The sequence below is a fragment of the Streptococcus azizii genome, from assembly GCF_001984715.1.
GTDB lineage: Bacteria > Bacillota > Bacilli > Lactobacillales > Streptococcaceae > Streptococcus > Streptococcus azizii.
The window spans coordinates 1-18,153 of the sequence record NZ_MSPR01000001.1 but is presented as its reverse complement, the minus strand read 5'-3'; the positions used below and the strand labels follow the sequence as shown (position 1 = coordinate 18,153).

Genomic DNA, 18,153 nt, shown 5'->3' with positions numbered 1-18,153 from the left:
GAAGCTATGTTTGTTGAGATGATAAAAGCGATATTCTTTGGCATTGTAGAGGGAATAACGGAGTGGTTGCCCATATCCAGTACAGGGCATTTGATTTTAGTACAGGAATTCGTTGCCTTCAAGGATGTAAGTGCTGATTTTACATCGATGTTTAATGTCGTGATTCAGCTAGGTGCTATCTTAGCGGTGATGGTCCTATATTTTGACCGCCTCAATCCCTTCCAGCCGGGAAAATCAAGCCGAGATGTCCGACTGACTTGGCAGTTGTGGGCAAAAGTCGTGATTGCAGCCTTACCAGCAGCTGTTTTGGGCCTCTTGTTCGATGATTGGTTGGACGATCATCTCTATAACTTTATGGTTGTGGCGCTGATGTTAGTGATCTATGGTTTGGCTTTTATCTATGTTGAAAAATGGCAGAAAAACCGTCAACCACAAGTGGTCTCTTTGAGTAAAATGCCTTATCAAACGGCCTTCTTCATCGGATTGTTTCAAGTTCTGGCTCTGATTCCTGGAACCAGTCGTTCAGGAGCAACGATTTTAGGCGGGATTCTCCTTGGAACCAGTCGTGAGGTAGCAACAGAATTCACCTTCTTCTTAGGGATACCGATTATGTTTGGAGCTAGTTTGTTGAAAGTGGTCAAACTTCTCGCCAAAGGTTTGAGTGTGACAGCCAGTCAGTGGTGGTTGTTGCTCCTTGCGATGGTGACTGCTTTTGGTGTTTCGATGCTGGTCATCCGGTTCTTGACCGATTATGTGAAAAAGCACGATTTCACCTTCTTTGGAAAGTATCGCATTGTATTAGGGACACTTTTGGTTCTTTATTATCTAGGAACACTGATTCTTTGAAAAATCAAGGCTGGAAACGGATTCCAGCCTATTCGTTTGCGCCTAGTCTCCTCAAAGGGGCTTTAGTACCACTGCGCTCATCTCTTTTCTTTTGTAAAAGAGCCTGTTTTTTTGTATAATGAATGAGATATGGATTCTAAAAGAATTCGTTGAAAAGGAACGGAATACTCTATAACATCGGCGCCTGAATCGGCAAGAAAACCGAGGCCTTTGACCAAGCATCTTGTTGATTTTGAAAGAGTATGAAAGTATGAGGTAGCGAAATGAAGATGAAACAAATTAGTGATTCAACCTTGAAAATCACGATAAAAATGGAAGATTTAGAGGAGCGGGGAATGGAAATCGCTGATTTTCTAGTACCACAGGAAAAGACCGAAGAGTTTTTCTATACGGTCCTAGATGAATTGGACTTGCCAATGACCTTCCGCGAAAGTGGCATGTTGAGTTTTCGGGTGACACCAAAACCAGATAAGGTTGACATTTTTGTCACCAAATCAGAGATTGATCAACAGTTAAACTTTGATGATTTTGCAGATATTGCAGACTTGGAAGATTTCTCACAAATGTCACCAGATGAATTTCTAAAAACGCTGGAAAAAAATATTCGAGAAAAGAGCCTTGGAGATGGTAAGGCTGTCCAATATTTGGAACAGGCGGAGCAAGAAGAAGTTGAAGAGGACGATATAGAAGATCGTAGGTATATTTACTATATTCTGGATTTTGCCAATCTGCAAGAAGTTGTCCAATTTGTCTCGTCGATTGATTTTACCGTTGAAGAATCAGAACTCTACAAGATGAATGATCGGTATTATATGACGGTCCTCATCAATATTGAAAACCGCTCGACAGCTTATCCGGATTATATCTTGTCACGGATGCTAGAGCACGCAGATGATACTTCTATCTCGCGAGCCGTCCTTCAGGAACACGGCGTTCTCTTGTTGCCAGTTGGAGCGGTAGATGAGCTTGGGAAGGTGAGTTTGGTATGATTCCCTTTGCCTTACAATACATCATTGTCATCGTACTGACGATGGTGATTTCGGTTATTTCGACCCCCTTGATTCGATTTTTATCCTTTAGAATTGGAGCAGTAGATAAGCCCAATGAGCGGCGCATCAATACAGTTCCGATGCCGACAGCTGGTGGTTTAGCGATTTTTGTGGCTTTCTTTTTAGCAACCATGTGCTTGCTACCCGTTGTAGTGACTCATATTTCTCCTAAGGGTACCTATTTTGAGTATAGCTTGCCGTTGGTGATTGCAAGTAGCATCATTGTCTTTACTGGTTTGATCGATGATATTAAGGAACTACGTCCAATGCCTAAGATGGTAGGGATGCTTCTTGCGGCAACCATCATTTGGGTTTTTACTGAATTTCGCTTCGATAATTTCAAGATTCCCTTCGGTGGTCCCATGCTGCACTTTCCGGCCTGGCTTTCTTTTTTCTTGACCATTCTGTGGATTGTAGCGATTACCAATGCAGTGAATCTAATAGATGGTCTCGATGGTCTCGTGTCGGGGGTGTCTATTATTTCCCTCACGACCATGGGGATTGTGTCCTATTTTTTTCTTCACAACAGCAATCTCTATTTAACCTTGACAGTCTTTGTTCTGGTCGCTGCGATTATCGGCTTTCTTCCCTATAACTATCACCCTGCCATCATCTATTTAGGTGACACGGGAGCCTTATTTATCGGCTTTATGATTGGAGTGTTGTCCCTTCAGGGGTTGAAAAATTCCACGGCAGTGGCTGTGGTGACACCAATGATTATTTTAGGGGTACCGATTACCGATACTCTAGTGGCGATTATTCGCAGGACCCTGTCTGGACAAAAAATTTATGAGGCAGACCGCATGCACTTGCATCATCGCCTGCTGTCGCTTGGTTTAACCCACCGAGGAACGGTCTTGGTCATCTATGCGATTTCCTTTATCTTCTCTCTCATTTCTCTGCTCTTAAATGTTTCCAGTCGCTTGGGGGGAGTCCTCTTGATGATTGCTCTCTTATTCGGGGTAGAGATTCTCAGCGAGCTGATAGGGATTTTTGGGGAAAATAGAACCCCGATTTTAAACCTTTTGCGATTCATAGGTAATAGCGATGCCCGACAGGAGTATTTGGCCAAAAGACGGACGAAGAGGGCTAAACAGCAGAAGAAACGAGAATAATTGTGTTTTGAAACAAAGAAAGAGCCTAAATGGTTCTTTTTTGGTATAATACATAAGGGAATACTCTTTGCTATATCATACTCTTCAAAAATGAAACTCAAATGTTATTGATACTCAATAAAAATCAAAAGTAGACTAGGAAACGAAGGCGAAGGTAGAACTCTGTTCCGTCCTATTTCAAGGGAACAGGCTGAAAACCTCCACTGGAGCTTTTCACTCACCGAGACTCTTGACAACGTATCCTTTTGATTTTTAAAGAGTATGACTTGGTTTGAAGAGAGTATTGAAGAGTATGAGTCTAAAAATGTGAATGGAGGTAGGTATGTCAATACTAGAAATCAAAGATCTTCACGTGGAGATCGAAGGGAAAAAAATCTTAAACGGGGTAAATCTGACCTTGAAAACTGGGGAAGTGGCAGCCATCATGGGACCAAATGGGACAGGGAAGTCTACCCTCTCAGCCGCTATCATGGGCAATCCCAACTATGAGGTGACCAAGGGTGAGGTCTTGTTTGACGGTGTCAATGTTTTAGACTTGGAGGTTGATGAACGCGCGCGTATGGGTCTGTTCCTAGCGATGCAGTACCCGAGTGAAATCCCTGGCATCACCAATGCAGAATTTTTACGGGCTGCAATGAATGCCGGTAAAGAAGATGATGAGAAAATCTCTGTCCGTGACTTTATCACCAAGCTCGATGAAAAAATGGAATTACTCAACATGAAAGAGGAAATGGCAGAGCGCTATCTCAATGAGGGATTTTCAGGTGGTGAGAAAAAGCGCAATGAGATCTTGCAACTCTTGATGTTGGAACCGACCTTTGCGCTTTTGGATGAGATTGATTCTGGGCTAGACATCGATGCTCTTAAAGTTGTTTCAAAGGGAGTGAATGCGATGCGTGGGGAAGGTTTTGGTGCCATGATCATCACCCACTACCAACGCCTCTTGAACTACATCACTCCAGACGCCGTTCACATCATGATGGAAGGTCGTGTGGTGCTATCTGGTGGTCCAGAACTTGCAGTACGACTTGAAAAAGAAGGATATGCGAACATTGCAGAAGAACTAGGCTTGACTTACGAAGAGGAAGTTTAAGGCGAAACTTGTTCAGAAAGGAGAAACAGATGACCAAAGAAGCCATTAAACTTTTTTCACAAGCCCATGCAGAACCCGCTTGGTTGAGCGAACTTCGTCAATCAGCTTTTGAAAAGATTGCAACATTAGCCCTGCCGACGATTGAACGGGTGAAGTTCCACCGCTGGAACTTGGGAGATGGCACCATTATGGAATCACCGATAAGGGGTGACGTTCCTGATTTCACAGTTCTGGGTGATCATCCAAAATTGGTGCAAGTAGGGACACAGACAGTCTACGAACAATTATCGCCAGAGTTAGTAGCAGCAGGCGTTGTCTTTACGGATTTTTATACAGCCTTGGAAGAAATTCCAGAAGTCTTGGAACAGCATTTCACTCAGGCGGTTGCTCATGATAGGGATAAACTCGCCGCTTATCACACAGCGTATTTCAATAGCGGAGCAGTCTTATATGTTCCTGATCAGGTCGAAATCGACCTTCCTGTCGAAGGGATTTTCTACCAAGACAGTGACAGTGCTGTCCCCTTTAACAAACACATTCTCGTAATCACAGGTCAAAATGCTAAATTGACCTATCTGGAGCGCTTTGAAAGCATTGGAACAGGCAGTGAGGCAGCGACGGCCAATATTACGGTAGAAGTTATTGCAGGAGCTGGTAGCCAGATTAAATTTGCGGCGATTGATCGTCTCGGTCAGCATGTGACAACTTACATCAGTCGCAGTGGACATCTTGCGAATAATGCCAGTATCGATTGGGCAATCGGCGTCATGAACGAGGGCAATGTTATCGCAGATTTTGACAGTGACTTGTACGGTGATGGCAGCCATGCAGATATGAAGGTGGTCGCTCTTTCCAGTGGTAAGCAGGTACAAGGGATTGATACCCGTGTGACCAACTATGGTCGGCATTCCATAGGAAATATCCTTCAGCACGGTGTTATCCTTGAAAAAGGCACGCTCACCTTCAATGGAATTGGCCACATTATAAAAGGGGCTAAAGGAGCGGATGCCCAGCAAGAAAGTCGGGTGTTGATGTTATCTGATAAGGCGCGAAGCGATGCCAACCCGATCCTCTTGATTGATGAAAATGATGTTACTGCAGGGCATGCTGCCTCCATCGGTCAGGTGGACCCAGAAGATATGTATTATCTGATGAGTCGGGGCTTGGATAAGGCGACGGCTGAACGGTTGGTTGTGCGCGGTTTCTTAGGTGCAGTCATCACAGAAATTCCCGTTAAGGAAGCACGTCAAGAGATGATTGACGGAATTGAAGAAAAGTTAAATAAGAGGTGAGAAGCCATGCCAGTTGATAGCCATGTCATCAAAAAAGTATTTCCAATTTTAGAGCAACTAATCCATGATGAACCCTTGGTCTATCTCGATAATGCAGCCACCACCCAGAAACCGCAGGTCGTCTTAGAGACCCTGCTAGATTATTACCAGACAGACAATGCCAATGTCCATCGAGGGGTGCATACCTTGGCAGAACGGGCAACCAGTCGCTATGAGGCAGCGCGTGAGCGCGTGGGGCAATTTATCCATGCCACCTCTGTAAAAGAAGTGCTCTTTACGAGAGGTACGACCACTAGTCTTAATTGGGTAGCCCATTTTGCGGCCCAAATCCTGCAACCGGGTGATGAAGTCTTGATTTCTATCATGGAACACCACGCCAACATCATTCCCTGGCAACAGGTCTGCCAACAAACAGGTGCCAAGTTGGTCTATGTCTACCTCAAAGAAGGATATTTGGATATGGAGGATTTGCAGGCCAAGTTATCATCTAAGACTAAATTTGTTGCCCTTGCCCATGTATCCAATGTCCTGGGAGTCATCAATCCAATAAAGGAAATCACCCAGCTTGCACACCAAGTAGGTGCTATCATGGTGGTGGATGGCGCCCAGTCAACTCCCCATATGCCGATTGATGTAGTGGATTTAGACGTCGATTTCTTTGCCTTTTCTGGTCATAAGATGTTGGGACCAACAGGAATTGGTGTCCTCTATGGTAAGGAGAAATGGCTATCACAAATGGAGCCGGTAGAGTTTGGTGGTGAGATGATTGACTTTGTCTACGAGCAGTCTGCAACCTGGAAGGAATTACCCTGGAAGTTTGAGGCGGGAACGCCCAATATGGCAGGGGCGATTGGACTTGCTAAAGCCATAGATGTATTGGAAGAAATCGGCATGGAACAGGTTCTTCGCCATGAAGAAGAGTTGATGGCCTACCTCTTTCCTAAATTGCAGGCGATGCCTGGTATTGAAATCTATGGTCCAAAAAATCTGGCACTGCGTTCGGGCGTCATTTCTTTTAATGTGAAAGGGCTGCATCCTCACGATGTGGCAACGGCACTTGACTATGAAGGAATAGCTGTGCGGGCAGGACATCACTGTGCCCAACCGCTTTTAGCCTATTTGGGAGTGACATCAACTGTTCGAGCTAGCTTCTACCTTTATAATACGAAAGAAGATTGTGACAAATTGATTGACGCATTAGAAAAAACAAAGGAGTTTTTCAATGGCACTTTCTAAACTAGAGAGTCTATACATGGCAGTGGTGGCAGATCATTCTAAATCTCCTCATCATCAAGGAAGCATTGATGGAGCAGATCGGGTGGAGCTACATAATCCAACCTGTGGTGATGTCATCAGTCTATCTGTAAAGTTAGATGAGGCAGGAGAAAGGATTGCAGATATTGCCTTTATGAATGAAGGCTGTACCATTTCGACAGCCTCAGCCAGCATGATGACCGACCTTGTCCTTGGAAAAACAAAGGAAGAAGCATTTGAGTTGGCGAATATATTTTCTGAAATGATTCAAGGGAAATCGCAAGAAGGCCAAAAAGAATTGGGGGATGCTGCTTTTCTTTCTGGTGTCGCCAAATTTCCTCAGCGAATTAAATGTGCTACGCTGGCTTGGAATGCACTAAAAAAGAGTCTAGAGAAATAGTATAGTCTTTTAGTTTACTTTTAGTACTTGCTCCACTAGTCTGGGAGAGTGAAACAGTTCGGTGAACTGTTTCAGCCTGAGCCTATAAATCCGAGAGCGAAGTGGGCAAGGTTGGAAATAGGGAAACGGAGTTTCTAACGACCACTTTTTTAATGAAAGGTGGTAGGCTGAAAACCTCCACTGGAGCTTTTCACTCGTCGAAGTAAGAAAAGAGACGCAGCTGTTTCAGATTTAGTCAATTACAGCTGTGGCTACCTTTAGGTATAAACTAAACGACTATAACATGTCCGATGACAAATGAATAAAGTAGATAGAGGAGAAAAGAATGACAGAAGAAAGGGTAGAACCAAAGCCGATTGACCTAGGTGAATACAAATTTGGTTTTCACGATGATGTAGAGCCGATTATATCGACAGGAAAGGGCTTGAATGAGGCTGTAATCCGTTCGCTATCGGCAGCTAAAAATGAACCAGAATGGATGCTGGAGTTCCGTCTCAAATCCTATGAGGCCTTTAAGAAAATGCCACTTGAAACCTGGGGGGCGGACTTGTCAGAAATCGACTTTGATGACTTGATCTACTACCAAAAAGCGTCTGACAAACCAGCTCGTTCTTGGGATGATGTCCCTGAGAAAATCAAGGAAACCTTTGAGCGAATCGGTATTCCAGAAGCAGAGCGGGCCTATCTTGCAGGTGCAGCAGCCCAGTATGAGTCAGAAGTAGTGTATCACAACATGAAAGAAGAGTTTGAAAAGTTAGGGATTATTTTCACGGACACAGACTCTGCCTTAAAAGAATATCCAGACCTCTTTAAACAGTATTTTGCCAAACTGGTCCCACCAACAGATAATAAACTGGCAGCCCTAAATAGCGCAGTGTGGTCAGGAGGAACCTTTATTTATGTACCGAAGGGTGTCAAATGTGACATTCCCTTGCAGACCTATTTTCGGATTAACAATGAAAGCACAGGGCAGTTTGAGCGAACCTTGATTATCGTGGATGAAGGTGCCAGTGTGCATTATGTTGAAGGTTGTACGGCGCCGACCTATTCAAGTGATAGCCTGCATGCGGCGATTGTGGAAATCTTTGCTCTTGATGGTGCCTACATGCGCTATACAACGATCCAGAATTGGTCTGATAATGTCTATAACCTCGTTACCAAGCGCGCCCGTGCCATGAAAGATGCGACTGTTGAGTGGATTGATGGAAATTTAGGTGCAAAAACTACCATGAAATATCCATCTGTCTACCTAGATGGTGAGGGGGCACGCGGGACCATGTTGTCCATCGCTTTTGCAAATACAGGGCAACACCAAGATACAGGTGCTAAAATGATTCACAATGCACCCCATACCAGTTCTTCCATCGTATCAAAATCGATTGCCAAGGGTGGTGGAGCAGTAAACTACCGAGGTCAAGTAACCTTTGCCCGCAATTCTAAAAAATCGGTCAGCCACATCGAGTGTGATACCATTATCATGGACGATTTATCTAAGTCAGATACCATTCCGTTTAATGAAATTCATAACTCGCAGGTTGCTTTGGAACATGAAGCGAAAGTATCGAAAATTTCCGAAGAACAGCTCTATTATCTTATGAGTCGTGGTTTGTCAGAAGGGGAAGCCACTGAGATGATTGTGATGGGCTTTGTTGAGCCATTTACCAAAGAGCTACCAATGGAATATGCAGTCGAACTCAATCGCTTGATTGCGTATGAGATGGAGGGTTCAGTTGGCTAAATGAACTAGTAGTCACATAACCATAAAGTTATTTGCCACAGTTCATTTGCCAACTGAGGTTAGAAATAATGCAAGCCCCAGCTTGCAACATTAGTGAGGTTAGAGAAAATTAGTGACTCAATAGCTATGAGGCTATTGCGTACAATTTCTCTCCGACTGAAGTTGGAAATAAGGCCAGCGCCAGCTTGCAACATTAGTGAGGTTAGAGAAAATTAGTGACTCAATAGCTATAAGGCTATTGCGTACAATTTCTCTCCGACTGAAGTTGGAACTAAAGGCCACTGAGTTTCCGTCTTTAGTTATTTTGATTATTTGCCACAGTTCATTTGCCAACTGAGGTTGGAAATAAGGCCAGCGCCAGCTTGCAACATTAGTGAGGTTAGAAAATATTAGCAACTCAATAGCTATAAGGCTATTGCGTACAATTTCTCTCCGACTGAAGTATGAAAAGTAAAAAACATGAAATCTTTTGGATTGATTTCATGTTTTTTACTATACTCACAGATTCTCGTTCACATAGCGAACAAAGTGATTCCACCAAGAGAAGGGCCAACTTGCAGGAGGGGTCTCCTCGCCTGCGACCAACTCAATACTGGGCTGTTTGTCAACGTAGCCATGACCAATCAGGTCTGTATCGTTTAGGGTTAAAGAGCCAACGACAGTCCCCTTAGCCAGCGGAGCATCCAATACACGATCGAGTCCCTCTGCTTTTGTAGCTGTTTCTTCTTTATAGCGTTCTCTTTTTGCAAACATGAGATTTTCTTTCGCGACAGCTGGAACAGTTGCTTTCTTACCGTTAAAGACCGTGATACTGCTGTTGTTATATGATTCATTAGCTTCTACGATGGGAGTCCACTTAAAATAAGTATAGGAATAATTCAACAAGTTCATTGTTTCGATGAAGCGTTTTTCAGGGTAGAGGTCGCCTTCTTTCGTGTGCAAGATAACAGTGATGACCCGCATGTTATTTTCTACACTGGTTGCAACGATAGATGTTCCCGAAGCTGTCTTGAGACCGTCTACCCCCTCTCGCTCATAAGCGCCCCCTCTTAGCATCGGATTTGTACCGTAGTAAGTGCTACCATTAAGGGCAAAGTGGGATTGGGAAGTTACCTCTAGTACTTGCGGATAATCGAGGATCAGTCGGCGGGCGATGATGGCCACATCAAGAGCAGACAAGCGATTTTCTTGGCTGTCTTTCTCATTTGAAGGTTCTCCACCTTCTAAAAGAGCAGTGTTTACACCGGTAGAGTTGAAGATGCTTGCATCTGAAATTCCCCAAGATACCAGTTTTTCCTTCATTAAATTGACAAATTCCGACTCACTTCCTGCCACCTGTTCAGCTAGGGCGATCGTTGCGCTGTTGGCCGAAGCGATTAAGGAGGCATTGATTAGTTCCCGAACAGAATAGGAACGTTTGTCTAAAGGAATATTGGTGACAGGTGATTCAAGGGTTAACTTATAGGCATAATCTGAGATGGGCACCTGTGTGTCAAGTGTCAGTTTCTTTTGCTCCACTGCTTCATAGACTAGGTAGATAGTCAGTAGGTTTGAAATAGAGGCAATGCTAGTCGGGGTAGTCGCATTCTGTTCATAGAGAATCTTGCCTGTCTGGGCTTCAATGGCAATCGAATGCTCAGCGTCTGTGCTATATTTTTCGGCAGCCTGGACAGAAAAAGGGACAAGCAGGATGCACAAGACAGTTAGTAGAAATGGATACAATCGTTTCATATTCAATGGAACCTCGCTTTATAGTAGTCCTATTATATCATAAAGTAAGGAAGTGCTTGGATGAAATCTCTATGAAAGTAGTCTGAAAATAATGAAAATTACGCCTTTTGCAACATTTTCTGATAAAAACCCTTTTTTTAAGAAAAGTTTATGGTATAATACTTTCTATAGACATGAAGTCTTTACTATATGAATACAAAGAGGTGTTTTATGAATAAGTCTACAAAAATGCTCACCCGTGCAGGTGTAGCATTGTTATCTGTCGCAGCGCTTGCAGCCTGTGGTTCAAAAAGTTCATCTAGCAAGGGTGCGGCGGAAGCCAATTTGAGTTTTCCAGCCGAAGTGACTCATGAGGGTTCAGCGATTAAAGGCGGACAGTTTAAGTATGCGGTTGTGGCAGCATCTGCTACAACAGGGCTCATGATTGATGAGTTGAGGCAACAGACCGTTGATACAGCTTTTGGGAATATGGTTGATATCAGTATGTTCGGCTACGATGGCAGTCGTAAACTAGATGATTCGGGTCTTGCAAAAGTAGACTTTGATACAGAAGCTAAAAAAATCACGGTGACTTTGACAGGTAAGGACTATAAGTGGTCAGATGGCGAGCCATTTACTATTGATGACTACCTCTTTACCATTGAAAAAATGGCGGATAAAGGCTATACGGGTGTCCGTTTTGATGAAAAATTTACAAATATCGTCGGTATGGATGAGTTTGTCGCAGGGACAGCTGACAAGATTTCAGGCATTGAAAAAGTAGATGACTATACAGCAGTGTTAACTGTGAAAGAGATGAAGCCATCCATGATGTATGCTGGTGGAGCTGTACCATCTTATGTTACGCCAAAACACCTCTTTAAAGACATTCCAGTGGCTGATTGGGAAAAGAGTGAGTATGCCCGTGCCACCACAAAAATTGTAGGGATGGGACCGTTTAAGGTGAAAGAAGTTGTCAATGGTGAATCTATTACGTTTGAAGCAAACGAGCATTACTTCAAGGGTAAACCAAAAGTGGATAGCTTGAAGATGGACATTGTATCGCCAGATACGATTGTTTCAGAAATGAAAGCAGGTCACTATGATGTTGCTGACATGCCTGTGGATCAGTTGGATTCTTACAAAAACTTAACAAATGTGACCCTCCTTGGTCAGTTGGAGTCATCTTATGAGTACCTATCGTTTAATTTCGGAAAATATGATGAGGCATCCAAGAAGAATGTGATGAATCCTGATGCGAAAATGAACGATGCAAAACTGCGCCAAGCGATGGGATATGCTCTTGATACCAAGACAGCTGGGGAAAAATTATATAATGGCTTGTACCACCCAGCGACATCACTGATTATCTCATTCTTCGGGGATCTTCATGATTCAGAGATGGAAGGTTTTGCCTACAATCCAGAAAAAGCCAACAAATTACTTGATGAAGCGGGTTATAAAGATGTGGATGGCGATGGGATCCGTGAAGGAAAAGACGGCAAACCGTTTAAAATCAGTCTAGCAGCTCGTAAGCGTACAGAAGCAAATGAAGCCCTCGTACAACAATATCTAGCCTGGTGGAAGGAAGTTGGCTTAAACGTTGAGCTTTACACAGGACGTACCATTGAATTGAATTCATTCTATGATATGGTTCAAGCCAACGATGAGAATATCGATGCCTATCTAGGTGGCTGGTCTACTGGTTATGATCCAATGCCAAACATGTGGGGACCAACCAACAAGTTCAACATGTCTCGTTTTGTATCAGATGACAATACGAAGTTGCTCGAAGCAATCGGATCAGTTGAATCATTTGATAAGAAGACAAACCTTGAAAACTATAAGAAATGGCAAGAAAATGCCTTCAACGAGGCTTTTGCAATCCCGTTGTTTGAGTCAGAAGCTGTGACAGCTATCAATAAACGCGTGAAAAACTGGGATACTTACTACGGTTCAGCTTCTAAAGCCTCAGCCGCTCAGTGGGAAAAAGTTGAATTGACAGCTGATAAAGGTGTTGCTGAGTAAGATTCTACCGGAAACATTTTCATAAAATCTGTTATGATAGAGCAAAGAGAGCTTGATTATAACATCAAAAACGAACAAAGATTGATTATCGGAGACAGAAAACCAATATTTGTTCGTTTTTTATCTGTTTTATCGGAGAGTAGCGCGATATAGTGCTCAGTCTCGAACATTCTACTCTTTGTGCCTTGTTTCTTTTTCATATTTTAGTAAAAAAAACGAACAAAGGATGGCAGTTTTTCAGAGAAATAGGATGAAAATCCCCCTTGCCTGCTGTTGAAATAGTTGGCAGAGGAGGGGAAAGTATGATAGAATAGGATAAATATTCTATTTTTTATTGACAGGCAGCTCGGCTGTTGACGAAGGAGGAAAAGCGTGACAAATGGAACCCCGCTTTTAGAGATTAATGACCTACACGTCGGTTTCCGTATCGGTGATGAGTTTTATGATGCTGTTGATGGTGTGTCGATTGATCTACAAAAAAATGAAATTTTAGCGATTGTCGGAGAATCGGGATGTGGAAAATCAACCTTGGCGACCACTATTATGGGACTTCACAATCCATTGAATACCAATATTAAGGGTAAGATCCAATACAAGGACAAAGAGCTAGTTGGAATGAGTGAAACGGATTACAATAAGATTCGTGGAAATGATATTGGAATGATTTTCCAAGACCCATTGGCTTCTTTGAACCCTTTGATGACGATTGGGGCACAAATCGATGAGGCACTCTACTACCATACAAGTATGACTGCTGAAGAGCGGACAGAGCGTGTCTTAGAATTGTTGGAACAAGTTGGCATTCCAAATCCAAAACGGACCTTTAAACAATACCCACACGAGCTATCAGGGGGTATGCGCCAACGGATTGTTATTGCCATTGCCTTGTCATGTAAACCACCGATTATTATTGCCGACGAACCAACCACGGCTCTTGATGTGACCATTCAGGCACAGATTTTGGATTTATTGAATGACATTCAAGCAGAGACTGGCTCGGGTATCATCTTAATCACCCATGACCTTGGTGTGGTGGCAGAGACCGCAGACCGTGTAGCTGTCATGTATGGAGGACAGTTTGTGGAAGTGGCACCAGTTGAAGAGCTGTTTACCAATCCAAGACACCCCTACACTCGTTCCCTATTAAAATCCAATCCCCAATCAAGTGATGAAGGTGGCGATTTACATGTGATTAACGGAGTTGTACCGCCGCTGACGAAAATGCCTCGTACAGGTTGTCGCTTTGCACCGCGTATTCCTTGGATTGGTGCGGATGCCCATGAAGTAAATCCTACCATGCATGAAGTGTCAGCAGGGCATTTTGTCCGCTGTACCTGCCATGAAACATTCTATTTTGAAGGAGAAACGAACTAATGGGATTTATTGAAGTAAAAGATTTAAAAGTTCATTATCCAATTCGTAGTGGCTTCTTCAATCGCATTACAGATTATGTTTATGCTGTGGATGGCGTTCATCTTCACTTTGAAGAAGGAAAAACCTATGGTCTCGTGGGAGAATCGGGTTCTGGTAAATCGACAATCGGGAAAACGATTATCGGATTGGAACGTGCAACAGCTGGGGAGATTATCTACGAAGGACAAGATGTGACCAATAAGCCCCGTCGCAAAAAGGGGAATTTTAATCGGGATGTCCAAATGATTTTCCAAGATTCGCTTTCCAGTTTTAATCCTAAAAAACGGATTTTGGATATTATCGCAGAGCCTATTCGGAATTTCGACCGTGTGTCACCAGATGAAGAAAAGAAGCGTGTCCTACGCTTGTTGGATACGATTGGTTTGACAGAAGAAGCGCTTGTGAAATACCCGCATGAATTTTCGGGTGGACAACGCCAGCGTATCGGTGTCGCTCGTGCCTTGGCAAGCAATCCACGCTTGATTATTGCTGACGAGCCAGTATCCGCTCTAGACTTGTCTGTCCAAGCACAAGTATTGAACTATATGAAACGTATTCAGGATGAATATAAACTGAGTTATCTGTTTATTTCCCATGACCTCGGTGTTGTTCAACACATGTGTGATGAACTATACATCATGTACCGCGGTCGTTTTGTGGAGACAGGAACCAAAGAAGATATTTATAATCATCCACAGCATATTTATACCAAACGCTTGTTGTCGGCAATTCCAAGTATCGATCCAGTTAACCGCGTGCAAAATAAAGAACGCCGATTAGCAGCGGAGCAAGAATATCTTGAAAAACAAAGCATCTTCTACGATGAGAACGGGCGTGTCTTTGATTTGAAAACATTTGCAGCGACTCATCAAGTTGCTTTACCAGAAACGAAAGGAGGTATCTAAGGATGTGGAAAACAGTATTACGTCGTTTCTTACTTATGATTCCTCAGCTTATTCTTCTGAGTATTATTGCTTTTGCATTTGCTAAATTGATGCCTGGTGATCCGTTTACAGGACAAGTGGATCCAAATATTGACCCGGAAGCGATTGAACGGTTGCGTATTCAGTATGGCTATTATGACCCGATTCATATCCAATATTTCCGCTGGATTGGCAATATCTTGCATGGGGACTTTGGTCAGAGTGTTTTCTTTAAACAGCCTGTTAGCACCATCATCATGCAGCGTTTGAATAACACCATCTGGTTGTCTCTTTTGACCATGGTGATTACCTATATGATTGCCTTGCCGCTTGGTATGATTGCAGGACGCTATCAAAATTCTATAGCAGATAAAATCATCAACGTGTATAACTTTTTAACCTACTCAACTCCCGTCTTTATCTTTGCCATCTTGTTGTTATGGTTGTTTGGATTCTCCCTTGGTTGGTTCCCAACGCGTGGTTCGATGGCTTCAGGGGTCGTTGGTCTAGAAGCGATTCTCAGTCGCTTACATCATATGATTTTACCAGCCTTGACGCTCGCCATCTTATCAACAACGAGCACGATTCAATATCTGCGAACGGGTGTGATTGATGCTAAGGCTCAGGACTATGTTCGTACAGCTCGTGCCAAAGGGGTGCCAGAAAAAGTTGTTTACAACCGTCATATTTTCCGAAATTCCATTTTGCCAATCGCAGCTTTCTTAGGATACGAACTGACAGGTTTGATTACAGGTTCAGTATTTGTGGAGAATATCTTTACCTATCCAGGGATTGGACAACTGTTTATCAGCTCTCTTTCAGGTCGTGATTATAGTGTTATTTTAGCACTTTTGTTGATGTTTGGATTTGGGACCTTGGTTGGAACCTTATTGTCTGATATCATCATGAGTATTGTCGATCCACGGATTCGGGTCAAGTAAGGAGGAGAAGTGTGAGTAAAGATAAAAAAATAGATAAAAGCACGGCATCTACACCTCCTGGAGGGCTACGTGTCATTGCTCGAGAATTTACAAAAGATAAGGTTGCCTTGGTTTCACTCTTTCTACTGGGTGCCATATTAGTCAGTGTCTTTGTTGGCGCTATGATTATGAACCAAGAAGAAGTCATGAAAGTTAACTTACTCGGCCGCTACCTTGAACCGGGAGTAGATGGACATATTTTGGGAACGGATGAAGGTGGACGAGATATTTTTGGTCAGCTGATTATTGGTGCTCGCAACTCAATTATCATTGGTTTTTCCATCACTATTCTAACCAGTCTTGTCGGTGTCTCACTAGGAATCGTGGCTGGCTACTACGGTGGTAAATTTGATGGTTTTTTGATGCGAATTGTAGATTTTATCTTGATTTTACCAACCCTGATGATGATTATCGTCTTTGTTACAGTTGTTAAGAACTATACTATCTACCACTTTATCTTCATTATGAGTTTGTTTGGCTGGACCTACAAGGCACGTCTGTTTAGGACACGTACCTTATCTGAAGCAAGTTTGGACTATGTTAACGCTTCTAAAACACTTGGAACAAGTGATTTTATGATCATGTTCCGCGAGATTCTCCCAAACTTAAGTTCTTTAGTCATTGTTAACTTGACCTTGAACTTTGCTGGTAACATCGGGATTGAAACCTCGCTGACCTATCTTGGCTTTGGTCTCCCAGCGACAGTTCCAAGTTTAGGGACCTTGATTGCCAATGCCAGAAGTGCCGAAGTTTTGGAAAACAAAACCTGGATTTGGTTACCTGCAGCAATCTTTATCTTAGTGATGATGTTATGTATCAACTATGTTGGCCAAGCCTTCCAAAGGGCAGCTGATGCAAAACAACGCTTAGGTTAATTTCTATATTATAGAAAAGAAAGTAGTAAGTCATGAACTTGCTACTATTTTTAGTTGTTGTGAATACAGCACAAGCAGTCTTGTCGTCTATAGGTAATATCTCTTCATATTTTCCTCAAGCACGATGCAGTATAGTCAATCAGTTTTAAATCAGTAATTATGGTATACTAAAGTTATGGCATATGATTTAGATTTTAGAAAACGAGTGATTTCGTTTGTTCAAGACGAAGGTCATACTCGTAAAGAAGCTTGTCAGCTCTTTGATATTAGCGTAAACACTCTCTATTTATGGGAACAACAGTTAAAACATCACGGGACTTTGGCGGTTAAAAAGCGTTCCCCACGTCCTAGAAAATTGCCACTGGATCAACTTCAGAAGTTTGTCTCAGCACATCCAGATGCCTTTCTCCGTGAAATAGCTGAACAGTTTGATTGCACACCGCAGTCTGTTTGGGCTGCTTTAAAGAAACTCAAAATAACTTTAAAAAAAGACAACAACTTATAAAGAGCAGGACGCAGGAAAAGTCCAGCAGTTCTCAACCATTCTCCAACTCCTATCCGGCTATCCAATCATCTACATTGATGAAACCGGCATCGACACTTATTTAACACGCCCACGAGCGAGAGCTCCTAGGGGACATAAGGTTCTGGAGAAGATTAGTGGAAGAAGGTTTGAGCGCATTTCAGTTGTAGCTGGTCAAATTGGAGATCAATTTGTAGCTCCGATGATTTACAAAGAAAGTATGACCAGTGACTTTTTTATGAAGTGGTTTTCAGAGGAGCTGTTACCCTCCTTATCTGAAACTCATGTTATTGTGATGGATAATGCGACGTTTCACCCCAAGAAGCAACTAGATGAGCTTTGTATTGAACATCACCACTTCTTTCTGCGCTTACCTCCTTATTCACCGGAATTAAATCCAATTGAAACTGCTTGGGCAAACTTAAAGAAAGCAATCATAGAATTATTACCACAATGCGAATCTATAAATGAATCGTTGAATTACTATTTTAAAACTTAATAACTATAAAATGCAGGAATTGTAGGAGATATTTTCGATAGAATAACAAAAGGAGTCGAAAATTTGAAAATTTGTCAAAAAAAAGTCCAAAAAAGGTAAAAAAAATAAAAAAAGTAGTTGACAAAGGAATAAGAAGGTGATATACTGATATAGTTGTCGCTTGAGGAGCGGCGCAAGACCTTTGAAAATTAAAGAAGACGAACCAAACGTGCAGGGTGATTTATCAAGCAGATAAATCGTCAATGAACAAAAGAACAATAAACGGATAAGCCAGAGTGCTTAGCCGGACAAACGATTATTTTAATGAGAGTTTGATCCTGGCTCAGGACGAACGCTGGCGGCGTGCCTAATACATGCAAGTAGAACGCTAAAAGGAGAGCTTGCTCTTCTGGAAGAGTTGCGAACGGGTGAGTAA

Annotated in this window: 16 protein-coding genes and 1 rRNA gene; 16 read left to right on the top strand and 1 reads right to left on the bottom strand. The window is 42.7% G+C overall.

Going from position 1 to position 18,153, the window contains the following annotated elements; all coding sequences use genetic code 11:
* Positions 1 to 6: 6 nt before the first annotated feature.
* From BVE84_RS00085 to sufB, 8 genes are all read left to right on the top strand, one after another.
* On the top strand, positions 7 to 846 hold the full coding sequence (locus BVE84_RS00085; protein ID WP_076995062.1) for an undecaprenyl-diphosphate phosphatase: 840 nt from the start codon (positions 7 to 9) through the stop codon (positions 844 to 846).
* 263 nt (positions 847 to 1,109) lie between these two features.
* On the top strand, positions 1,110 to 1,835 hold the full coding sequence (gene mecA, locus BVE84_RS00080) for an adaptor protein MecA (protein WP_076995061.1): 726 nt from the start codon (positions 1,110 to 1,112) through the stop codon (positions 1,833 to 1,835).
* Positions 1,832 to 3,010: a glycosyltransferase family 4 protein gene (locus BVE84_RS00075; protein ID WP_076995060.1), complete on the top strand. Its 1,179-nt coding sequence runs from the start codon at positions 1,832 to 1,834 to the stop codon at positions 3,008 to 3,010. Before mecA ends, BVE84_RS00075 begins: the two co-directional genes overlap by 4 nt.
* Before the next feature lie 322 nt (positions 3,011 to 3,332).
* On the top strand, positions 3,333 to 4,103 hold the full coding sequence (gene sufC, locus BVE84_RS00070) for a Fe-S cluster assembly ATPase SufC (RefSeq protein ID WP_076995059.1): 771 nt from the start codon (positions 3,333 to 3,335) through the stop codon (positions 4,101 to 4,103).
* Between the two features lie 29 nt (positions 4,104 to 4,132).
* Positions 4,133 to 5,395 (top strand): Fe-S cluster assembly protein SufD, encoded by a 1,263-nt coding sequence (sufD, locus tag BVE84_RS00065; protein WP_076995058.1) that lies wholly within the window; start codon positions 4,133 to 4,135, stop codon positions 5,393 to 5,395.
* A 6-nt stretch (positions 5,396 to 5,401) separates the two neighbouring features.
* Complete coding sequence (locus BVE84_RS00060; RefSeq protein WP_076995057.1) at positions 5,402 to 6,631, top strand: cysteine desulfurase; 1,230 nt, start codon at positions 5,402 to 5,404, stop codon at positions 6,629 to 6,631.
* Positions 6,618 to 7,049: a Fe-S cluster assembly sulfur transfer protein SufU gene (gene sufU / locus BVE84_RS00055; RefSeq protein WP_076995056.1), complete on the top strand. Its 432-nt coding sequence runs from the start codon at positions 6,618 to 6,620 to the stop codon at positions 7,047 to 7,049. Before BVE84_RS00060 ends, sufU begins: the two co-directional genes overlap by 14 nt.
* Positions 7,050 to 7,374: 325 nt before the next feature.
* Positions 7,375 to 8,787 carry a Fe-S cluster assembly protein SufB gene (sufB, locus tag BVE84_RS00050; protein WP_076995055.1) on the top strand — a complete coding sequence of 471 codons (1,413 nt, stop codon included), beginning with the start codon at positions 7,375 to 7,377 and terminating at the stop codon, positions 8,785 to 8,787.
* Positions 8,788 to 9,285: 498 nt separating this feature from the next.
* Here the strand turns inward: sufB and BVE84_RS00045 are convergent, their stop codons facing one another.
* Positions 9,286 to 10,518 (bottom strand): serine hydrolase, encoded by a 1,233-nt coding sequence (locus BVE84_RS00045; RefSeq protein WP_076995054.1) that lies wholly within the window; start codon positions 10,516 to 10,518, stop codon positions 9,286 to 9,288.
* Between the two features lie 210 nt (positions 10,519 to 10,728).
* On the opposite strand from BVE84_RS00045, the gene BVE84_RS00040 reads away from it, so the two are divergent.
* From BVE84_RS00040 to BVE84_RS00005, 8 genes are all read left to right on the top strand, one after another.
* A complete protein-coding gene (locus tag BVE84_RS00040; protein WP_076995053.1) occupies positions 10,729 to 12,525 on the top strand; it encodes an oligopeptide ABC transporter substrate-binding protein in 1,797 nt (598 codons plus the stop codon).
* 372 nt (positions 12,526 to 12,897) lie between these two features.
* Complete coding sequence (locus BVE84_RS00035; RefSeq protein ID WP_076995052.1) at positions 12,898 to 13,899, top strand: ABC transporter ATP-binding protein; 1,002 nt, start codon at positions 12,898 to 12,900, stop codon at positions 13,897 to 13,899.
* Positions 13,899 to 14,843 carry an ATP-binding cassette domain-containing protein gene (locus BVE84_RS00030; protein ID WP_076995051.1) on the top strand — a complete coding sequence of 315 codons (945 nt, stop codon included), beginning with the start codon at positions 13,899 to 13,901 and terminating at the stop codon, positions 14,841 to 14,843. Before BVE84_RS00035 ends, BVE84_RS00030 begins: the two co-directional genes overlap by 1 nt.
* 2 nt (positions 14,844 to 14,845) lie before the next feature.
* On the top strand, positions 14,846 to 15,802 hold the full coding sequence (opp4B, locus tag BVE84_RS00025; RefSeq protein WP_076995050.1) for an oligopeptide ABC transporter permease: 957 nt from the start codon (positions 14,846 to 14,848) through the stop codon (positions 15,800 to 15,802).
* Between the two features lie 11 nt (positions 15,803 to 15,813).
* A complete protein-coding gene (locus tag BVE84_RS00020; RefSeq protein WP_076995049.1) occupies positions 15,814 to 16,716 on the top strand; it encodes an ABC transporter permease in 903 nt (300 codons plus the stop codon).
* Between the two features lie 175 nt (positions 16,717 to 16,891).
* Entirely contained in the window at positions 16,892 to 17,221 is a 330-nt protein-coding gene (locus BVE84_RS11205; RefSeq protein ID WP_076995048.1) for an IS630 transposase-related protein, read from the top strand.
* A 37-nt stretch (positions 17,222 to 17,258) separates the two neighbouring features.
* The gene (locus BVE84_RS11200; protein WP_076995047.1) at positions 17,259 to 17,738 is read left to right on the top strand and encodes a transposase; all 480 of its coding nucleotides are present in this window, start codon (positions 17,259 to 17,261) and stop codon (positions 17,736 to 17,738) included.
* Between the two features lie 299 nt (positions 17,739 to 18,037).
* Positions 18,038 to 18,153, top strand: a 16S ribosomal RNA gene (locus tag BVE84_RS00005); the annotation flags it as partial.

Bases quoted from the DNA above. Each gene is read 5' to 3' on its own strand.
- sufC (WP_076995059.1), top strand. From the start codon at position 3,333: ATGTCAATACTAGAAATCAAAGATCTTCACGTGGAGATCGAAGGGAAA.
- BVE84_RS00075 (WP_076995060.1), top strand. From the start codon at position 1,832: ATGATTCCCTTTGCCTTACAATACATCATTGTCATCGTACTGACGATG.
- BVE84_RS00045 (WP_076995054.1), bottom strand. From the start codon at position 10,518: ATGAAACGATTGTATCCATTTCTACTAACTGTCTTGTGCATCCTGCTT.
- BVE84_RS11205 (WP_076995048.1), top strand. From the start codon at position 16,892: ATGGCATATGATTTAGATTTTAGAAAACGAGTGATTTCGTTTGTTCAA.
- BVE84_RS00030 (WP_076995051.1), top strand. From the start codon at position 13,899: ATGGGATTTATTGAAGTAAAAGATTTAAAAGTTCATTATCCAATTCGT.
- sufU (WP_076995056.1), top strand. From the start codon at position 6,618: ATGGCACTTTCTAAACTAGAGAGTCTATACATGGCAGTGGTGGCAGAT.
- BVE84_RS00085 (WP_076995062.1), top strand. From the start codon at position 7: ATGTTTGTTGAGATGATAAAAGCGATATTCTTTGGCATTGTAGAGGGA.
- sufD (WP_076995058.1), top strand. From the start codon at position 4,133: ATGACCAAAGAAGCCATTAAACTTTTTTCACAAGCCCATGCAGAACCC.
- mecA (WP_076995061.1), top strand. From the start codon at position 1,110: ATGAAGATGAAACAAATTAGTGATTCAACCTTGAAAATCACGATAAAA.
- sufB (WP_076995055.1), top strand. From the start codon at position 7,375: ATGACAGAAGAAAGGGTAGAACCAAAGCCGATTGACCTAGGTGAATAC.
- opp4B (WP_076995050.1), top strand. From the start codon at position 14,846: ATGTGGAAAACAGTATTACGTCGTTTCTTACTTATGATTCCTCAGCTT.
- BVE84_RS00040 (WP_076995053.1), top strand. From the start codon at position 10,729: ATGAATAAGTCTACAAAAATGCTCACCCGTGCAGGTGTAGCATTGTTA.
- BVE84_RS00060 (WP_076995057.1), top strand. From the start codon at position 5,402: ATGCCAGTTGATAGCCATGTCATCAAAAAAGTATTTCCAATTTTAGAG.